The 15901-nt window shown below is 67.8% G+C and carries 15 protein-coding genes; 8 read left to right on the plus strand and 7 right to left on the minus strand.

What is annotated here, in order from left to right:
- Positions 1-178: 178 nt before the first annotated feature.
- Entirely contained in the window at positions 179-910 is a 732-nt protein-coding gene (locus E4P24_RS00065) for an Sjogren's syndrome/scleroderma autoantigen 1 family protein (protein WP_188147943.1), read from the minus strand.
- A 102-nt stretch (positions 911-1012) separates the two neighbouring features.
- On the opposite strand from E4P24_RS00065, the gene E4P24_RS00070 reads away from it, so the two are divergent.
- Positions 1013-1663: an HAD family phosphatase gene (locus E4P24_RS00070; RefSeq protein ID WP_188147944.1), complete on the plus strand. Its 651-nt coding sequence runs from the start codon at positions 1013-1015 to the stop codon at positions 1661-1663.
- Between the two features lie 69 nt (positions 1664-1732).
- On the opposite strand, the gene E4P24_RS00075 is transcribed toward E4P24_RS00070, so the two are convergent.
- On the minus strand, positions 1733-4072 hold the full coding sequence (locus E4P24_RS00075; RefSeq protein WP_115860757.1) for a DEAD/DEAH box helicase: 2340 nt from the start codon (positions 4070-4072) through the stop codon (positions 1733-1735).
- Between the two features lie 709 nt (positions 4073-4781).
- Between E4P24_RS00075 and lipA the strand changes: the two genes are divergently transcribed.
- From lipA to lpdA, 5 genes are all read left to right on the plus strand, one after another.
- Positions 4782-5717, plus strand: coding sequence for a lipoyl synthase (gene lipA / locus E4P24_RS00080; protein WP_049920508.1), 936 nt, complete (start codon positions 4782-4784; stop codon positions 5715-5717).
- Positions 5718-6038: 321 nt separating this feature from the next.
- The gene (gene pdhA, locus E4P24_RS00085; RefSeq protein ID WP_004065991.1) at positions 6039-7145 is read left to right on the plus strand and encodes a pyruvate dehydrogenase (acetyl-transferring) E1 component subunit alpha; all 1107 of its coding nucleotides are present in this window, start codon (positions 6039-6041) and stop codon (positions 7143-7145) included.
- Entirely contained in the window at positions 7142-8125 is a 984-nt protein-coding gene (locus tag E4P24_RS00090; protein ID WP_004044820.1) for an alpha-ketoacid dehydrogenase subunit beta, read from the plus strand. Before pdhA ends, E4P24_RS00090 begins: the two co-directional genes overlap by 4 nt.
- Positions 8126-8128: 3 nt before the next feature.
- Positions 8129-9709: a dihydrolipoamide acetyltransferase family protein gene (locus E4P24_RS00095; protein ID WP_188147945.1), complete on the plus strand. Its 1581-nt coding sequence runs from the start codon at positions 8129-8131 to the stop codon at positions 9707-9709.
- Complete coding sequence (gene lpdA / locus E4P24_RS00100) at positions 9709-11136, plus strand: dihydrolipoyl dehydrogenase (RefSeq protein ID WP_004065987.1); 1428 nt, start codon at positions 9709-9711, stop codon at positions 11134-11136. Before E4P24_RS00095 ends, lpdA begins: the two co-directional genes overlap by 1 nt.
- A gap of 32 nt (positions 11137-11168) precedes the next feature.
- Here the strand turns inward: lpdA and E4P24_RS00105 are convergent, their stop codons facing one another.
- The 4 genes from E4P24_RS00105 to serB form a co-directional block, all read right to left on the minus strand.
- Positions 11169-11381: a helix-turn-helix transcriptional regulator gene (locus tag E4P24_RS00105; protein WP_004044826.1), complete on the minus strand. Its 213-nt coding sequence runs from the start codon at positions 11379-11381 to the stop codon at positions 11169-11171.
- On the minus strand, positions 11378-11794 hold the full coding sequence (locus E4P24_RS00110; protein ID WP_006600888.1) for a DUF2178 domain-containing protein: 417 nt from the start codon (positions 11792-11794) through the stop codon (positions 11378-11380). Before E4P24_RS00110 ends, E4P24_RS00105 begins: the two co-directional genes overlap by 4 nt.
- Before the next feature lie 199 nt (positions 11795-11993).
- Positions 11994-12185: a hypothetical protein gene (locus E4P24_RS00115; RefSeq protein WP_004044830.1), complete on the minus strand. Its 192-nt coding sequence runs from the start codon at positions 12183-12185 to the stop codon at positions 11994-11996.
- A gap of 51 nt (positions 12186-12236) precedes the next feature.
- Positions 12237-12884, minus strand: coding sequence for a phosphoserine phosphatase SerB (serB, locus tag E4P24_RS00120; RefSeq protein WP_004065980.1), 648 nt, complete (start codon positions 12882-12884; stop codon positions 12237-12239).
- Between the two features lie 142 nt (positions 12885-13026).
- Here serB and E4P24_RS00125 point away from each other — a divergent pair, with 142 nt between their 5' ends.
- Positions 13027-13464 carry a hypothetical protein gene (locus E4P24_RS00125; protein WP_004065978.1) on the plus strand — a complete coding sequence of 146 codons (438 nt, stop codon included), beginning with the start codon at positions 13027-13029 and terminating at the stop codon, positions 13462-13464.
- Between the two features lie 30 nt (positions 13465-13494).
- Here the strand turns inward: E4P24_RS00125 and E4P24_RS00130 are convergent, their stop codons facing one another.
- Complete coding sequence (locus tag E4P24_RS00130; RefSeq protein ID WP_049922126.1) at positions 13495-14160, minus strand: hypothetical protein; 666 nt, start codon at positions 14158-14160, stop codon at positions 13495-13497.
- A gap of 138 nt (positions 14161-14298) precedes the next feature.
- On the opposite strand from E4P24_RS00130, the gene serA reads away from it, so the two are divergent.
- Positions 14299-15876 carry a phosphoglycerate dehydrogenase gene (gene serA / locus E4P24_RS00135; RefSeq protein WP_006600886.1) on the plus strand — a complete coding sequence of 526 codons (1578 nt, stop codon included), beginning with the start codon at positions 14299-14301 and terminating at the stop codon, positions 15874-15876.
- The last annotated feature ends 25 nt before the right edge of the window (positions 15877-15901 follow it).

Raw genomic sequence — 15901 nt, forward strand, 5'->3', positions numbered from 1 at the left:
TCGGGGCGCGGCGACGACAAAGGGCCTGCGATGCCGGCGGCGCGGCCCGCGGGGGCGTCGGAGCGGCGGCCGTCGCCGCCACCGGTTCGTCGCGGTCGCGGCCCCGACCCCGGACGCACCCCTCGCGGCCGGCCGTGTCGCCAGCGACGGGGCCACGCTCGCCGCCCCTCGTCTCGACTCATCGGCCCTCGCAGGTCGAGTCGAGACACCGCCGGCCGCGACCCGTCTCGAACATCGGCAGGCCGCAGTCGCAGTCGTCGCCGACGACGCCCGCGGGGAGAGAAAACGCCGTCTCGCACTCGGGATAGGCGTCACAGCCGGCGAGCAGGCGACCGCTCCGCCGGAGGATTCGGAGCGGCGACCCGCAGTCCGGGCACGACCACTCGCCGTCGAAGCGGGCGTTCACGTGGTCGTCCAGCGGGTCGCACCGGCGGTCGATGCACACCTCGAACGGCGCGCCGCGCTCGACGCGCATCAGCGGCAGGCCGCAGTCGTCGCACGTCTCGTCGAGGACGGTCGCACCCGCCGGCAGGCGGTACTCGGTCCCCGAGTCGAGGGCGACAACGGAGCCGTTAGTCCTGACGAGCGGGTCGCCGGTGTCGGGATGCGAGCCGACCGGGACACCCGCGTCGCTCGCGGGGTACTCGGCGCGGCCGGTCACGTCGTTCGAGTCGACGGTGAGGGTCTGGTCGCCCGCGCGGGCCACGAGGCCGAACGACCCCGGTCCCGACTCGACGGTCAGCGAGTCGGCGCGGGTCAGCCACGCGACGGGCTGGTAGCCCCCGGCGTCGTGGACGAGGACGGTTCTGTCGGGCTTGGCCACGACGACGACCCGGCCGCGCTGGGTGCGGTCGCGGGAGCCTTCGAAGCTGACGGTGCAGTCGCCGGCGAAGACGCGTATCGAATCCATGCGGCGGGGTGGTCGCCGGTTCCGATTTGAACCTACGTGCGAGGGTTCACCGGGCATGCCGCGGCACGAAGCTCTTTGGTCGGTCGCGGCCGAGGGCGAATCATGGACGCGAACGTCGTGCTGTTCGACATGGACGGAGTGTTAGTCGATTCCGAGCAGTACTGGCACGCCTTCGAGGACGAGTGGGTGTTCGCCGACGCCATCGAGTCCGGCGACCCCGACCACGAGGAGATAACGGGGATGAACTTCCGCGAGATATACGACTACCTCGACGCGGAGTACGGGACGACCGTCACGAAAGACGAGTTCGTCGCGGCGTACCACGAGAACTCAGAGAGCGTCTACGGCGAACACGTCGTCCTGATGGACGGCGCGGAGGAGCTGTTTTCGGACCTCCGCGCGGCGGGCAAGAAACTCGCAATCGTCTCGTCGGCCCCGCAGGACTGGATTTCGACCGTCCGCGAGCGGTTCGACCTCGACCCGCTCGACCTCGTGCTCTCGGCCGACGACATCGACAAACCGGGGAAGCCCGAGCCACACATCTACGAGCACGCCGCGGCCGAGTTCGGCGTCGCCCCCGAGGACTGCGTCGTCATCGAGGACTCGTTAAACGGCATCAAGGCGGCCGTGCGGTCCGGGGCGTACACCATCGCCTACCGCGGCGGACAGAACGCCGACCTCGACCTCTCGCGGGCGGACGAAATCGTGAACGGGCCCGAAGAGTTGCGGGCGGCGCTGTTGGGCGAGGAGTAAGCGAGAGGCGACCGAGACGAGATTACAAACGACCGAACCCCGACCGAACGCGGCTGCCGCCGCGCTTTTCTATTCGACCCGAACCGTCCGCGACTCCCGAATCGGGAGCAGCGGCAGGTCGGGGAACGCGACCTCCACGACGAACTCCAGTTCGTCGTCCGTCGCGCCGAAGACGCCGACGGGGACGGTCACCTCGTCGGAGAGGTAGCACGTCTTCGTCGACATCTCAACGTCGTTGACGGTGACGCGGATGCCGACGGAACCGCCGCCGCCGTCGTTTCGAACGCGGATGTCGTGCATGTCGCTCTCGCCGCGGGCGACCGACTCGGGGAACTCGCCCCAGTCGATGTCGGGCGCGGGGAGGTCCTTCGCGCTCTCGATGACGCGCTCGGCGACGCCCTGCGAGAGGCCCGCCCGAGTGAGTTCTTTCACGCCGGCGTCGACCACGTCTGCCGGGGTCGAGAGGCCGCCGGTGGCGAGCTTTCGCGCGCGACCGGGACCGATGCCGTCGACGGCCGTGAGCGCCGCGGCGTCGCTGCTGACGCCGTTGTCGACGCGGGCCTCGACGCGCTTCGCGAGGTTGGCCGCGCGGGCGTCCGCGAAGGTGTCGAGGAACTCCCGGAGCGCCGAGAGGAGTCGGAGCGCGTTCTGCTTGATGACCCACGCGTCGCTCCGGAGTTCGCTCGGCGTCGAGTTCGCCATGCTGGCGTGGAGGATGGCGAGCACCTTCTTCGGGCCGTCTTCGAGCGTGGTCGAGACGCCCGTCAGCACCGAGTCGACGGCGTCCACCTCGGACTGGCGCGCCGACACCTGTCGGAAGTCGGCCGCGCCCGCGACGGTTTCGAGGACGTCGTCGGCGGTGATGCGGTCCCGTTCCGCGAGGTCCGCGAAGCGCGAGGCGGTCCCGAGTCGGAGATAGTACTTCGAGGTGAGTCGCCCGAGCGGGGTCGCGTCGATGGAGAGGTCGTCGTCCATCTCGACGAAGCCGCGGGAGACGAGGCGGTCGAGCACGTCGCGGACGCGCTCGCGGAGGTCTTCGAAATCGTAGGCCGCCGGGTTCGACTGCGCCCGCCGGTAGTAGAACGTCGTCTCCAGCCACGACATGACGTCGTCGAGGTCGCGGATGGTCCCCATGGCGATTTCGGCGTTGAGGTGCGAATCGAGGTCTTCTGCGAGGCGCGACTCGATTTCCTTGCCCTCGCGGAGCAGGCGGCGGTACTTGTTCTGGTCCGAGCGGTCGCAGACGACCCAGCCGTAGCCGACGTCGTCGTAGCCGGGGCGGCCCGCGCGGCCGAGCATCTGGAGGATGTCGAGCGGGGAGATGTCCACCTCGCCTTCGAGCGGGTCGTGGTGTTTCGTGTCGCGGATGACGACGCAGCGCGCGGGGAGGTTCACGCCCCACGCGAGCGTGGAGGTCGAAAACAGGAGCTGAATCTTGCCCTCCTTGAACCACTCCTCGACGGCCTCGCGGTCGTCCCGCGAGAGGCCGGCGTGGTGGAAGCCGACGCCGTCCAAGACGCCCTTGGCGAGCGAGTCGTTGCTCAGTTCCTTCGCCTCGTTGTGGAAGTCGTAGTCGCCGCGCGCGCCGATGGGTACGTCGCGCTTTGCGAGTTCGTCGCGGGCCTTGGCGGCCGCGCGGACGGCGTCCTGCCGCGAGGAGACGAAGACGAGCGACTGGCCGCCGTCGCGGATGTGCGGCTCCGCGAGGTCGAACGCCCGGTACAGTCGGCGGTACTTGTCGGCGAAGGAGTTCTCGCCGTGGGTGTAGGTCTTGACGCCCGCGTGGAGGTCGACGGGGCGATAGTCGTCACCGAACTCGAAGGTGGTCTCGTCCGGCGCGTCGAGCCACGCCGCCACGTCGTCGATGTTGGGCATGGTCGCAGACAGCGCGACGATTCGGGGGTCGCAGATGCGGCGCATCCGCGAGACGGTGACTTCGAGGACGCCGCCGCGGGTCTCCGAATCCAGCAGGTGGACCTCGTCGATGACGACGCAGTCGACGTCCTCTATGAACGAGTAGCGCGCGGAGTCGTGTTTCCGGGTCGCGGAGTCGGTCTTCTCGGGCGTCATCACGAGGATGTCGGCGCGGGCGGCCCGGCGGGGATTCAGGTCGCGCTCGCCGGTAACGACGTAGACGGAGTAACCGAGGTCCTCGAAGCGCTCCCACTCGGTCTCCTTCTCGGTGGTGAGCGCGCGGAGCGGCGCGATGAAAAGCGCCGTCCCCTCGTCGCGGAGGGTCCGGCAGATGGCGAGTTCGGCGAGCGCCGTCTTCCCGCTGGCGGTGGGCGCGGAGGCGACGACGTTGTGGTCGGTGTCGAGGATGGCGGGCAGCGCCTCGCGCTGCATCCGGTTGAACTCCTCGAACCCGAAGGCGTCTGCGAACTCGGGGACCGCCTCGGCGACTTTCACTGGGCGCACCTCCGGGTGCGCGCTGGCGTCGGGGACGAGACGAAGACGAGCGTCATACACGAAGCCGAGTCGTCCGTGGGGAAAGGCGTTTCTCCATCCGGCGCGGCGACTCGGGAGCGTCGAACGAGCGGAAAACGGAGGGGCTGAGGTTGGTGAGTGGTGGGGGGTTCCGGCGGAACGCGGCGGGGTGTGGTGGGTGGTGGGGCGTTCCGGCGGAACGCGGCGGGGTGTGGTGGGTGGAGGGCCGAGGTTGGTGAGTGGTAGGGTGGTGAGGATTGGTTCGGGGCCCGAGGCGCAGGCCCGCTTACGCGGCGCCGGCGAGCGCGGCGATGAACGACCAGTTCGTCCCCGCGGTGGCCTCGTGCTTCTTCGATTCGGCCTTCGTCATGTCGCGGCGGTGTTTCCAGTTCATACTCGAGAGAAGTATTTACTCGAATATAAGTTTTTCAGTTATGTGATATATCTAGCACGGTCGTACGTGCTGTTTGATGGAAAGTCGTGATGTATCCGAGGTGGACGTTTCGCTTTCCGTGATAGAACTGTTCGTTTGAACTATTCTGAACAACGTGTGCTACCGTAGACCATTGTTCGACCGAACGGTATCGTGGCGACGCGGGTTCGGTCGCCTCCGGCGAGCGATCCCGCCGCCAACCCGACAGACGGCGGACCAATCCTCACGTTTTTGCCCGTCGCCTCGCAAGAACTGCCTATGCGCACGCGGCGGAAGCCAGACTGGTTGAAGATGCGACCGCCATCGGGCCGGCGCTTCACCGATATCAAATCGACGCTCCGGGACCGGAACCTCAACACCGTCTGCGAGGAGGCGAACTGCCCGAACCTCGGGGAGTGCTGGAGCGGCCGCGACGGCCCCGGGACGGCCACGTTCATGCTCATGGGCGACCGGTGTTCGCGCGGGTGTAACTTCTGCGACGTGACGACAGGCGGGATGGAGCCTCTGGACCCCGACGAACCGGCGAACGTCGCCGACGCGGTGACCGAAATCGGCCTCGACTACGTCGTGTTGACCTCCGTGGACCGCGACGACCTGCCGGACCAGGGCGCGGCCCACTTCGCGGAGACCATCCGCGAAATCAAGCGCCGCGACCCCGAGGTGCTCGTCGAGGTGCTGATTCCCGACTTCCAGGGCGAACCCGAGCACGTCCGGAAGATAATCGACGCCGGACCCGACGTCATCGCCCACAACATCGAGACCGTCGAGCGCCTCCAGTGGCCGATTCGGGACCGCCGCGCCGGCTACGAGCAGTCGCTTTCGGTGCTCCAGCAGGTGACAGACGAGTCCGACATCCACACGAAGACCTCGGTCATGCTCGGCCTCGGCGAGCACGCCCACGAGGTCTACCAGACCCTCTCGGACCTCCGCGAGGCCGACGTTGACATCGTCACCTTCGGCCAGTACCTCCAGCCCTCCCGGAGCCACCTCGACGTGTTCGAGTACGTCCACCCCGACGCCTTCGAGACGTGGCGGCGCGTCGCAGAAGACGAACTGGGCTTCCTCTACTGCGCGTCCGGCCCGATGGTCCGGTCGTCGTACAAGGCCGGCGAACTGTTCGTGGACGCGCTCCTCCGCGAGGGGTCGAGCGTCGAGGAGGCGCGGCAGGCCGCCCGCGCGGCCGCCGGACAGTAGGCCGCGGCCGCCGCGCCGTGCCGACTGCGTTACGCCGCGCCGCCCGCGTCCGCGTGACTCGACAGCCCGGATCCGACTCCACGCCCGCCCCGAAGCGGACCTGCAACGCTGCCGATATTTCCGATTATCTCTCGGTGATGTGTGGGTTCACACGAATGAACGTCAGGAAGAATCGTTTAGAAGCGAAAATGTCCAATTTTACCCCGTGTGAGTTGACATAGCACGACGCGAGACACAATATTCCGAGTCAAAGTAAATTATATACGAAAACAATATAACGCCGGCGGGTGTCGATTTTGCCATGAACAGGAGGGTTCTCCCGTGAGCGTGCTTCAACGCGACCCGCAGGACCAGGTACGAGTGCTCGACGAGGACGGGACCGTCGTCGGCGAGGTTCCCGACATCGACGACGAGACGCTCGTCGAGATGTACCGATACATGCGTCTCGCCCGGCACTTCGACACGCGGGCGGTGAGTCTCCAGCGACAGGGGCGGATGGGGACGTATCCGCCGCTGTCGGGACAGGAGGGCGCACAAATCGGGAGCGCAATCGCGCTCGACGAACAGGACTGGATGGTCCCGAGCTATCGCGAACACGGCGCGTCGCTGCTCCGGGGGCTTCCGCTGAAGCAGACGCTTCTGTACTGGATGGGCCACGAGAAGGGCAACGAGATGCCCGAGGGCGTGAACCTCTTCCCGCCCGCGGTCCCCATCGCTTCGCAGATTCCCCACGCGACCGGCGCGGCGTGGGCGAAAAAGCTCCGCGGCGAGGACGACACGGCCGTCATCTGTTACTTCGGTGACGGCGCGACCTCCGAGGGCGACTTCCACGAGGGGCTGAACTTCGCGGGCGTCTTCGACACCCCGAACGTCTTCTTCTGTAACAACAACCAGTGGGCCATCTCGGTGCCGCGGGAGCGACAGACCGCCTCCGAGACGCTGGCGCAGAAGGCGACCGCCTACGGCATCGACGGCGTGCAGGTCGACGGGATGGACCCGCTCGCGGTCTACTCCGTGACGAAGGCGGCGCTCGACAAGGCGAAGAACCCCGGCGAGGGCGAGGGCCGCCCGACGCTCATCGAGGCGGTCCAGTACCGCTTCGGCGCGCACACGACCGCCGACGACCCGACCGTCTACCGCGACGACGAGGAAGTCGAGAAGTGGAAGGCGAAAGACCCCATCCCGCGGCTGGAGGCGTTCCTCCGCGAGACGGGCCGCATCGACGACGAGGCCGTCGAGGCCATCGAAGAAGACGTGAAAGGGCGGGTCGCGGACGCCATCGAGGCGGCCGAGTCCGACCCGCGGCCGGACCCGAGCGAGATGTTCAACTACGCCTACGCCGAGCGGACCCCGGAGATTCAGGCACAGTACGAGGAGTTCGAAGCGCTCCGCGAGAAGTTCGGCGACGAAGGATTCCTCAGAGAATGAGCAGTCAGAACCTCACCATCGTGCAGGCGGTACGGGACGGTCTCTACACCGAGATGAACCTCGACGACGAGGTGCTCGTCATGGGCGAGGACGTCGGCAAGAACGGCGGCGTCTTCCGGGCCACGGAGGGCCTCTGGGACGAGTTCGGAGACGACCGCGTCATCGACACGCCGCTGGCCGAATCGGGCATCGTCGGCACGGCCATCGGCATGGCCGCGATGGGGCTGAAGCCGGTCCCCGAGATTCAGTTCTCCGGCTTCATGTACCCCGGATTCGACCAAATCGTGAGCCACATGGGGCGGTTCCGCAACCGCACCCGCGGCCGCTACACGCTCCCCATGGTGCTCCGCGCGCCCTACGGCGGCGGCATCCGCGCCCCCGAGTCGCACTCGGAGTCCAAGGAGATGTTCTACGCGCACGAGGCCGGCCTGAAGGTCGTCATCCCCTCGACGCCGTACGACACGAAGGGACTGCTCATCTCCGCCATCCGCGACCCCGACCCGGTCATCTTCATGGAGCCGAAGCTCATCTACCGGGCGTTCCGCGGCGAGGTCCCGGAAGACGACTACACGGTCCCCATCGGCGAGGCCGCGGTTCGCCGCGAGGGCACGGACGTGTCCGTGTTCACCTTCGGCGCGATGACGCGCCCGACGCTGGAGGCCGTCGAGAACCTCGAAGAAGAGGGTATCGACGCCGAGGTCGTGGACATCCGAACCATCTCGCCGCTCGACCGCGAGACCATCGTGGAGTCGTTCAAGAAGACCGGCCGCGCGGTGGTCGTCCACGAGGCCCCGAAGAACGGCGGCCTCGGCGCCGAAATCACGGCGACGGTTCAGGAGGAGGCGCTGCTCTATCAGGAAGCGCCGGTCAAGCGCGTCGCGGGCTACGACGTGCCGTACCCGCTGTACGCGCTGGAGGACTACTACCTCCCGTCGGTCGCCCGCGTCGAAGAAGGTATTCGTGAGGCGGTGAACTTCTGAACGATGGCGCTCAAGGAATTCAAACTCCCCGACGTCGGTGAAGGCGTCGCGGAAGGCGAACTCGTAACGTGGCACGTCGCGCCGGGCGACGAGGTAACCGAAGACCAGGTGCTCGCGGAAGTCGAGACCGACAAGGCGCTCGTCGACGTGCCCTCGCCGTTCGACGGGACGGTGAAGGAACTCCTCGCCGAGGAGGGCGAGGTCGTCCCCGTCGGCGACGTCATCATCACCATTCAGGAGGATGGCGACGACGAGGAGGCCGCCGCAGACGCCGAGACTTCCGATTCGGACGCTGAAACGGCCGAGTCTGAGTCGGCCGAGAGCGACGACGCCGACGGCGCTAGCGACGACGAGTCGGGTTCCGGCGGGCGCGTGTTCGCCCCGCCGAGCGTCCGTCGCCTCGCCCGCGAGCTCGGCGTCGACCTCGACGCCGTCGACGGCAGCGGCCCGAGCGGCCGCGTGACCGAAGGCGACGTTCGCGCCGCCGCGGACGACGACGGCGACGGCGACGACGAACCCAGCGGCCCGCGGACCGTCCAGACCAACGGGAAGTCCGCGACCGCGAAGCGCGACGAGGGAACGTCCGCGTCCGCCTCCTCGTCCGCGCCGGCCGAGAGCGCCGACCGCGAGCAGACGCTCGCCGCGCCCGCGACCCGCGCGCTGGCCAAAGAGGAGGGCGTCGACATCGACGCGGTCCCCGCGACGGAGATGCGCGACGGCGAGGCGTTCGTCTCGCCCGAGGCCGTCCAGGAGTACGCGCAGGCCCAGCGCGAGGCGCAGGCCGCGGACGCCGAGGCGGTGTCCGCCGAGGCCGACGCCGGAACCGCGACCGCCGAGGCGACGGGCGACGCGGCGAGTGAACCCGCACCGCCCGAGGCCGGCCCCGGTGCCGGCGAGCGCGTCCCCTACAAGGGCGTCCGCAAGGCCATCGGCGACCAGATGCAGCGGTCGAAGTACACCGCGCCGCACGTCACCCACCACGACGAGGTGGACGTGACGGAGCTCGTCGAACTGCGCGAACAGCTCAAGCCCGTCGCCGAGGAGCGCGGCTCGCGGCTGACCTACATGCCGTTCGTGATGAAGGCCGTCGTCGCGGCGCTGAAGGACTTCCCGTACCTCAACTCGCAGCTCGACGAGGAAAACGAGGAAATCGTCCTGCGCGACGAGTACAACATCGGCGTCGCGGCCGCGACCGACGCCGGTCTGCTCGTCCCCGTCGTCCACGACGCGGACCGCAAGGGGATGCTCGAACTCGCCGACGAGATGAACGAGAAGGTCGAGAAGGCCCGCAACCGCAAAATCGCGCCCGAGGAGATGCGCGGCGGCACCTTCACCATCACCAACGTCGGCGGCATCGGCGGCGAGTACGCCACGCCGATTATCAACTACCCCGAGGTGGCGATTCTTGCGCTCGGAGCCATCAAAGAAAAGCCCCGGGTCGTCGACGGTGAGGTCGTGCCGCGAAACGTCCTCACCCTCTCGCTGTCGTTCGACCACCGCGTCGTCGACGGCGCGCAGGGCGCTCGGTTCACGAACCGCGTGAAGGAACTGCTCGAAGACCCCAAACTGCTGGTGTTAGAATAATGGTCGTCGGAGACATCGCAACCGGAACCGAACTGCTCGTCATCGGCGCGGGACCCGGCGGCTACGTCGCCGCCATCCGCGCCGCACAGAACGGCATCGACACGACGCTGGTCGAGAAGGACGCCTACGGGGGCACCTGCCTCAACTACGGCTGTATCCCCTCGAAGGCGCTCATCACGGGGGCGAACCTCGCCCACGAGGCGGGCAACGCCGAGGAGATGGGCATCCACGCCGACCCCGTCGTGGACATGTCGCAACTGCGCGACTGGAAGAGCGGCGTCGTCGACCAACTCACCGGCGGCGTCGAGAAGCTCTGTAAGGCGAACGGCGTCAACCTCGTCGAGGGAACCGCCCGCTTCAAGGACGAACACGCCGTCCGCATCGCCCACGGCGGCGAGGGGCAGGGCTCGGAGACCATCGAGTTCGAACACTGCATCATCGCCACCGGCTCGCGCGTCATCCAGATTCCCGGCTTCGACTTCGGGGACGAGCCGGTGTGGTCGTCGCGCGACGCCCTCGAAGCCGACACCGTCCCGGAGCGACTGGTCGTCGTCGGCGGCGGCTACATCGGGATGGAGCTGTCCACGACGTTCGCGAAACTCGGCGCGGACGTGACCGTCGTCGAGATGCTCGACGACATCCTGCCGGGCTACGAGGCCGACGTGGCCCGCGTCGTCCGCAAGCGCGCCGAAGAGCTCGGCATCGACATGCACTTCGGTGAGGGAGCCAGCGGCTGGCGCGAGGAGGACGACGGCATCATGGTGACGACCGAGACCGAAGACGGCGAGGAAAACGAGTACCGCGCCGACAAGGTGCTCGTCGCCGTCGGGCGCTCGCCCGTCACCGACACGATGGACATCGAGAACGCCGGTCTCGAAGCCGACGACCGCGGATTCCTCTCGGTCGACGACCGCCGCCGCACCGACGTGGAGCACATCTACGCCGTCGGCGACGTGGTCGAGGACACGCCGATGCTCGCGCACGTCGCCTCGAAGGAGGGCATCGTCGCCGCCGAGCACGTCGCCGGCGAACCGGTCGCCTTCGACAGTCAGGCCGTCCCCGCCGCGGTGTTCACCGACCCCGAAATCGGCACGGTCGGCATGACCGAAGCCGACGCCGAGGAAGCCGGCTTCACGCCCGTCGTCGGGCAGATGCCCTTCCGGGCATCCGGCCGCGCGCTGACGACGAACCACGCCGACGGCTTCGTCCGCGTCGTCGCCGGCGAGGAGTCCGGCTTCGTCCTCGGGGCGCAAATCGTCGGCCCCGAGGCCTCCGAACTCATCGCCGAACTCGCGTTCGCCATCGAGATGGGCGCGACGCTCGAAGACGTGGCCTCGACCATCCACACCCACCCGACGCTCGCGGAAGCGGTCATGGAGGCCGCCGAGAACGCGCTCGGACAGGCGATTCACACCCTGAATCGGTGAGGAAGCGTCCGAAAAACGGCGAGCTGATTTTTTTAGGCGGTCAGGTCGGCATCGAGTTCCGGGTCGAAGAGGTCCTCGACGCGGCAGTCGAAGTACGCCGCCAGCTTGAACGCCAGTTCGAGCGAGGGGTCGTACCGCTCGCGCTCGATGGCGTTGATGGTCTGGCGGGTGACGCCGACCGCTTCGGCGAGTTCGCCTTGGCTGAGGTCGGCGGCCTCGCGGCGCGTTCGGAGCCCGTTTTTCATGTCCGAGCGCGGACCCAGAGGTAGCACAGGGCGAAGAGCCCGAACAGTCCGACGTAGCCGTACAGCGCGCCCGAGAGGAACGGCGAGACCTCGAACAGCCCGAGCGTCGCACCGAGTCGGGCGGCGGACGCGCCGAGGACGAGAACCACCGCGGCGACGGTCATGGTGAGCTGACTCGCCCGCCGTTCGAGCGAGCGGTCGCGCTCGTCGAACAGCGCGACGTCGGTGCCGCGCCAGACGGCGAGCGCGGCGACGATGCCGAGCCAGTAGACGGCTTCCCCGAGGACGGGGTAGTCGAGGAATCGGAGGACGAGGGAGGCGAGGACGCCCGCTCCGATGGAACCGAACAGCAGGCGCCGGTACCGCCGTTGTCTGGAGAGCCGAGGCGTCGGTGAGCGTTGGACTTGTGACATAGTGCTGTGTAAAGCGCCGGTCGCGGGAAGCCGGGTGGAAAGTTCGCTTTACAGTAAAGTATACTTTACACATCGACTTAATCGTTGTCCCCGTTCGGTCGCGTCGCTCCGGGGTTCGCACAGTCGCAAAAAGAGCAGTTCAGCGTCGGTTCAGTTCTGTTCTGTCCTGTCTGGGTCGCGGTCGCAGTCGCGGTCGCGCTCACCCGTCGTCGAACCACCACAGCGCCAGCATCGTCCCCACGACTGCCACGGCCGCGGGAAGCGACTCGTCGACGCCGAGTGTGCGGACATCGAGGAGGACGACGCCTTCGAACAGGGCGGCGACCGCGAGAACCACGAAGGCGAAGCCCGCCACCCAGAGTTCGGGCGTGTTGACGTCGCTGATTGCCATGCGCGGCGCTACGGGCCGAGATATGATAAGTGTTAGCAGACCACAAGCAGTCTACTCGTCGGCGTCGAGAATCCCGTGGCTCTCGAAGAGCTTTCCGAGTCGGTCCATGGAGGCGACGACGGCGTCGCAGGCCGGGCGGACCGCGTCCTTGGGGACGAAACCGACCGAGAGGCCGGCGACTTCGAGCATCGGGAGGTCGTTCGCGCCGTCGCCGACCGCGACCGTTCGGTCCATGGGTACGTCGAGTTCGGCGGCGTGAGTCTCCAGCGCCGTGTCCTTCGTGCCCTCGATAAGCGACCCTTCCACGTCGCCGGTGAGTCGGCCGCCCTTCACGGGCAGGCGGTTCGAGACGATGTCGTCGACCTCGACGCCTTCCTTTTCGAGCGCGCGCTCGACGCCGCGTTCGAAGCCGCCGGTGAAGATGGCGACGTGGTGGCCGTAGTCGCGGAGGCGCTGGATGAGGTCGGCCGCGCCGGGGCGGAGTGCCACCTCGCCGTAGGCCTCCTCTGCGAGTTCCTCTTCGAGACCTTCGAGGAGGCGGGCGCGCGACCGGAGGCTCTCCGCGTAGCTCAGCTCGTCGTTCATGGCTCGCTCGGTGATGTCGGCCATCTCGTCGGCCGTGCCGTTCTTCTTGCCGAGGAGGACCGTCATCTCGGAGTCCGAGAGCGTGCCGTCGAAGTCGAAGGCGATGATGCGCATATCTGCCCGTCGTCGCCGCGGGGTTTCAAAGCTTCCGCGTCGGCAGTTATGCGGCGCGGGAGGGACGCTGGCGAGCCGACCGCCGGGAAGCCGCGGCGACGCCGCGCACAGCTATTTATCCATCGTCTCCCTGACAACACGTATGGACGACCTCCACGACGCCGAACACGAGACGCTCAGCGACGTCGAAGCCGACCTTGCCGAGGACTTCGGCGAGGAAGGAGACAGTCCGCTCCGACAGTTCGTCCGAAGCCTGCACGACCTCGACGAGGCCGAGGTGCGCGCGGTCGGCCAGTACGACGGCGAGGCGTTCGAACTGCTCTACCTCCGCGACGATATCGACGAGGCGCTCGAACCGGACGCGCGCACCGAGCGCGTGAAGACACTCGTGATGAAGGCGCTCGGCGAGCCAGTCAACGAACCCGAACTCGACGACTACGGGGAGTTGAACGCCGTCATCCGGTGGTTCGACGAGGTCGTCGTCGCCATCTATCCGCACGACGAGTGGTCGGGGGCCATCGCGACGTTCGACCGGGCGAACTCGCCGCTGGTCGACCTCGCGGTGACGCACCTGTCGTGAGAAGGCTCGCCGGCCGCCTCCGGAACCCGCTCAGATTCGAACCGGCGTCCACGACCGCGGGCCGTCGTCGAGGCCGCGGACCCGGAACTCGGGGTCGCCGTCGGTGTCGCGCGTCTCGACGAAGCCGTCGAACGGCTGTTTGAGGAGCGCGAGTTCGCGCTCGTCGACGAAGCCGGTGTCGAGCGTGAAGACGCCCGTGAACCCGGCCGCGGAGATGCGGCCCGTGATGACGTGGAGGAACTGGAACAGCCGCTTGAGGTCGGTGTACATCACGAGCGTCGAGAGGACGTGCAGGCCGACGCGGGCCGACCGACTCGCCTCGTAGTGCTCCCGGAGCGACTCGGTCAGGTGGATGCCGATGCCGGTCAGGTCGCCGGGGCTGGAGACGTACCGGAGGTTTCCCGCGTCGGCGCGGTCATCGAGGAGGTCTGCGACGCTCGTCGTGTCGATGACCTCGAACTGCTCCGGGGGCGACCCGCTGATGTACGACAGCTCCCGTGCGATGCTCGGGGCGGGCTTTTTCGTCGTCACGACGACCGTCCCCGCGTCGGTACGCTCGCCGGGCGCGAGCATCGAGAGCATGAGCCGCCGCTTCCGCGTCATCGTCGGGCCGGCGATGAGCACGGACCCGGAGTCCGGAAGCGACACCTCGGGCGGTTGCGTCGCCGGCGAAGCGTTCTCGGGACGGAAGACCATCTACTGAATCTATCGGACTCGCGCAGATAATACTAGTGGGCGAACGTGTTGAGACGCCAACCCATGCGAGACAGTCTCAATGTCACGATATCGGCCGTTGTGACAACCCTTAACCCGCACGGGTCAGACCCTACGCGCATGAAGGTACTCGTCACGGACCCGATCGCCGACGCGGGTCTGGACCGGTTACGCGAGGCCGGTTACGAGGTAGAGACCGCGTACGACGTCGAAGGTGACGCGCTGCTCGAAGCCGTCTCCGACGCGAACGGGCTCATCGTCCGCTCCGGAACGCAGGTGACCGCCGAGGTGTTCGAGGCGGCACCCGACCTCGTCATCGTCGGACGCGCCGGCATCGGCGTCGACAACATCGACATCGACGCCGCGACCCAACACGGCGTCATCGTCGCCAACGCGCCCGAGGGGAACGTCCGCGCCGCCGCCGAGCACACGGTCGCGATGGGCTTCGCCGCCGCGCGCTCGATTCCGCAGGCTCACGCCCGCCTGAAGGACGGCGAGTGGGCCAAGTCCGACTACCTCGGCAACGAGGTCAACGGCAAGACCCTCGGCGTCGTCGGCCTCGGCCGCGTCGGCCAGGAGGTCGCAAAGAAGTTCTCGTCGCTCGGGATGGACATCGTGGCCTTCGACCCCTACATCGGGGAGGAGCGCGCCGACCAGCTCGGTGCCGAACTCGTCGAGTTCGACGCCTGTCTCTCTCGCGCCGACTTCCTCACCGTCCACACGCCGCTGACCCCCGAGACGGAGGGGCTCATCTCCACCGACGAACTCGAAACGATGGGCAGCGGCTACCTCATCAACTGCGCCCGCGGCGGCGTGGTCGACGAGGCCGCCCTCGCCGAGGCCGTCGACGCCGGCGTCATCGACGGAGCCGCGGTCGACGTGTTCGCAGACGAGCCCGTCTCGCCCGACAACCCGCTTCTGTCCGTCGACGACGTGGTCGTCACGCCGCACCTCGGCGCGTCCACCTCGGCCGCACAGGAGAACGTCGCCGTCTCGACGGCCGACCAAGTGGTCGCCGCGTTCCGCGACGAACCCGTCATCAACGCGCTCAACGCGCCCTCGGTCGACGAGAGCGCCTTCCCGCGCATCCAGCCGTACATCGGCCTCGCCGAGACCGCCGGCAAAATCGCCGCCCAACTGCTGGGCGGGCGCCTCAACGAAGTCGAGGTCACCTACACCGGCGACATCGCCGCCGAGGATATCGAACTCGTCACGGCCTCCGCGCTGAAGGGCGTCTTCGCGCCGCTCGAATGGCAGGTCAACGCCGTCAACGCCCCGCAGGTCGCAGAGGAGCGCGGCATCGAGGTCGTCGAGTCGAAGTCCCGCCAGTCCGACGACTTCCAGAGCCTCGTGACCGTCACCGTCCGCAACGGCGACGAGGAGATGACCGTCTCGGGGACGCTGTTCACCGGCGAGGACCCGCGCATCGTCCGCATCAACGGCTACCGGCTGGACGCCATCCCGTACGGCCAGATGCTCGTCGCCCGCAACTACGACAAGCCGGGAGTCATCGGCTTCATCGGGACCGTCCTCGGCGAGAACGACGTGAACATCGCCGGGATGTTCAACGCCCGCCGCGCGAAGGCCGGCGGCGAGGCGCTGACCGTCTACAACCTCGACGACGACGTGCCCGAAAGCGTCCGCGAGAAGCTCCTCGCCGACGACCGCATCATCGACGTCGACCTCATCACGCTCTGAAGCGGCCGACCCGAATCTTCTGAAA

Origin of the sequence: Haloferax sp. AS1 (genome assembly GCF_014530665.1) — an archaeon.
In the GTDB taxonomy this organism is placed as follows: domain Archaea; phylum Halobacteriota; class Halobacteria; order Halobacteriales; family Haloferacaceae; genus Haloferax; species Haloferax volcanii.

Coding starts and splice junctions, on each gene's coding strand:
- lipA (WP_049920508.1), top strand. CDS start 4,782: ATGCGCACGCGGCGGAAGCCAGACTGGTTGAAGATGCGACCGCCATCG.
- E4P24_RS00065 (WP_188147943.1), bottom strand. CDS start 910: ATGGATTCGATACGCGTCTTCGCCGGCGACTGCACCGTCAGCTTCGAA.
- E4P24_RS00095 (WP_188147945.1), top strand. CDS start 8,129: ATGGCGCTCAAGGAATTCAAACTCCCCGACGTCGGTGAAGGCGTCGCG.
- E4P24_RS00110 (WP_006600888.1), bottom strand. CDS start 11,794: ATGTCACAAGTCCAACGCTCACCGACGCCTCGGCTCTCCAGACAACGG.
- E4P24_RS00130 (WP_049922126.1), bottom strand. CDS start 14,160: ATGGTCTTCCGTCCCGAGAACGCTTCGCCGGCGACGCAACCGCCCGAG.
- serB (WP_004065980.1), bottom strand. CDS start 12,884: ATGCGCATCATCGCCTTCGACTTCGACGGCACGCTCTCGGACTCCGAG.
- E4P24_RS00090 (WP_004044820.1), top strand. CDS start 7,142: ATGAGCAGTCAGAACCTCACCATCGTGCAGGCGGTACGGGACGGTCTC.
- E4P24_RS00070 (WP_188147944.1), top strand. CDS start 1,013: ATGGACGCGAACGTCGTGCTGTTCGACATGGACGGAGTGTTAGTCGAT.
- E4P24_RS00105 (WP_004044826.1), bottom strand. CDS start 11,381: ATGAAAAACGGGCTCCGAACGCGCCGCGAGGCCGCCGACCTCAGCCAA.
- E4P24_RS00115 (WP_004044830.1), bottom strand. CDS start 12,185: ATGGCAATCAGCGACGTCAACACGCCCGAACTCTGGGTGGCGGGCTTC.
- serA (WP_006600886.1), top strand. CDS start 14,299: ATGAAGGTACTCGTCACGGACCCGATCGCCGACGCGGGTCTGGACCGG.
- E4P24_RS00125 (WP_004065978.1), top strand. CDS start 13,027: ATGGACGACCTCCACGACGCCGAACACGAGACGCTCAGCGACGTCGAA.
- lpdA (WP_004065987.1), top strand. CDS start 9,709: ATGGTCGTCGGAGACATCGCAACCGGAACCGAACTGCTCGTCATCGGC.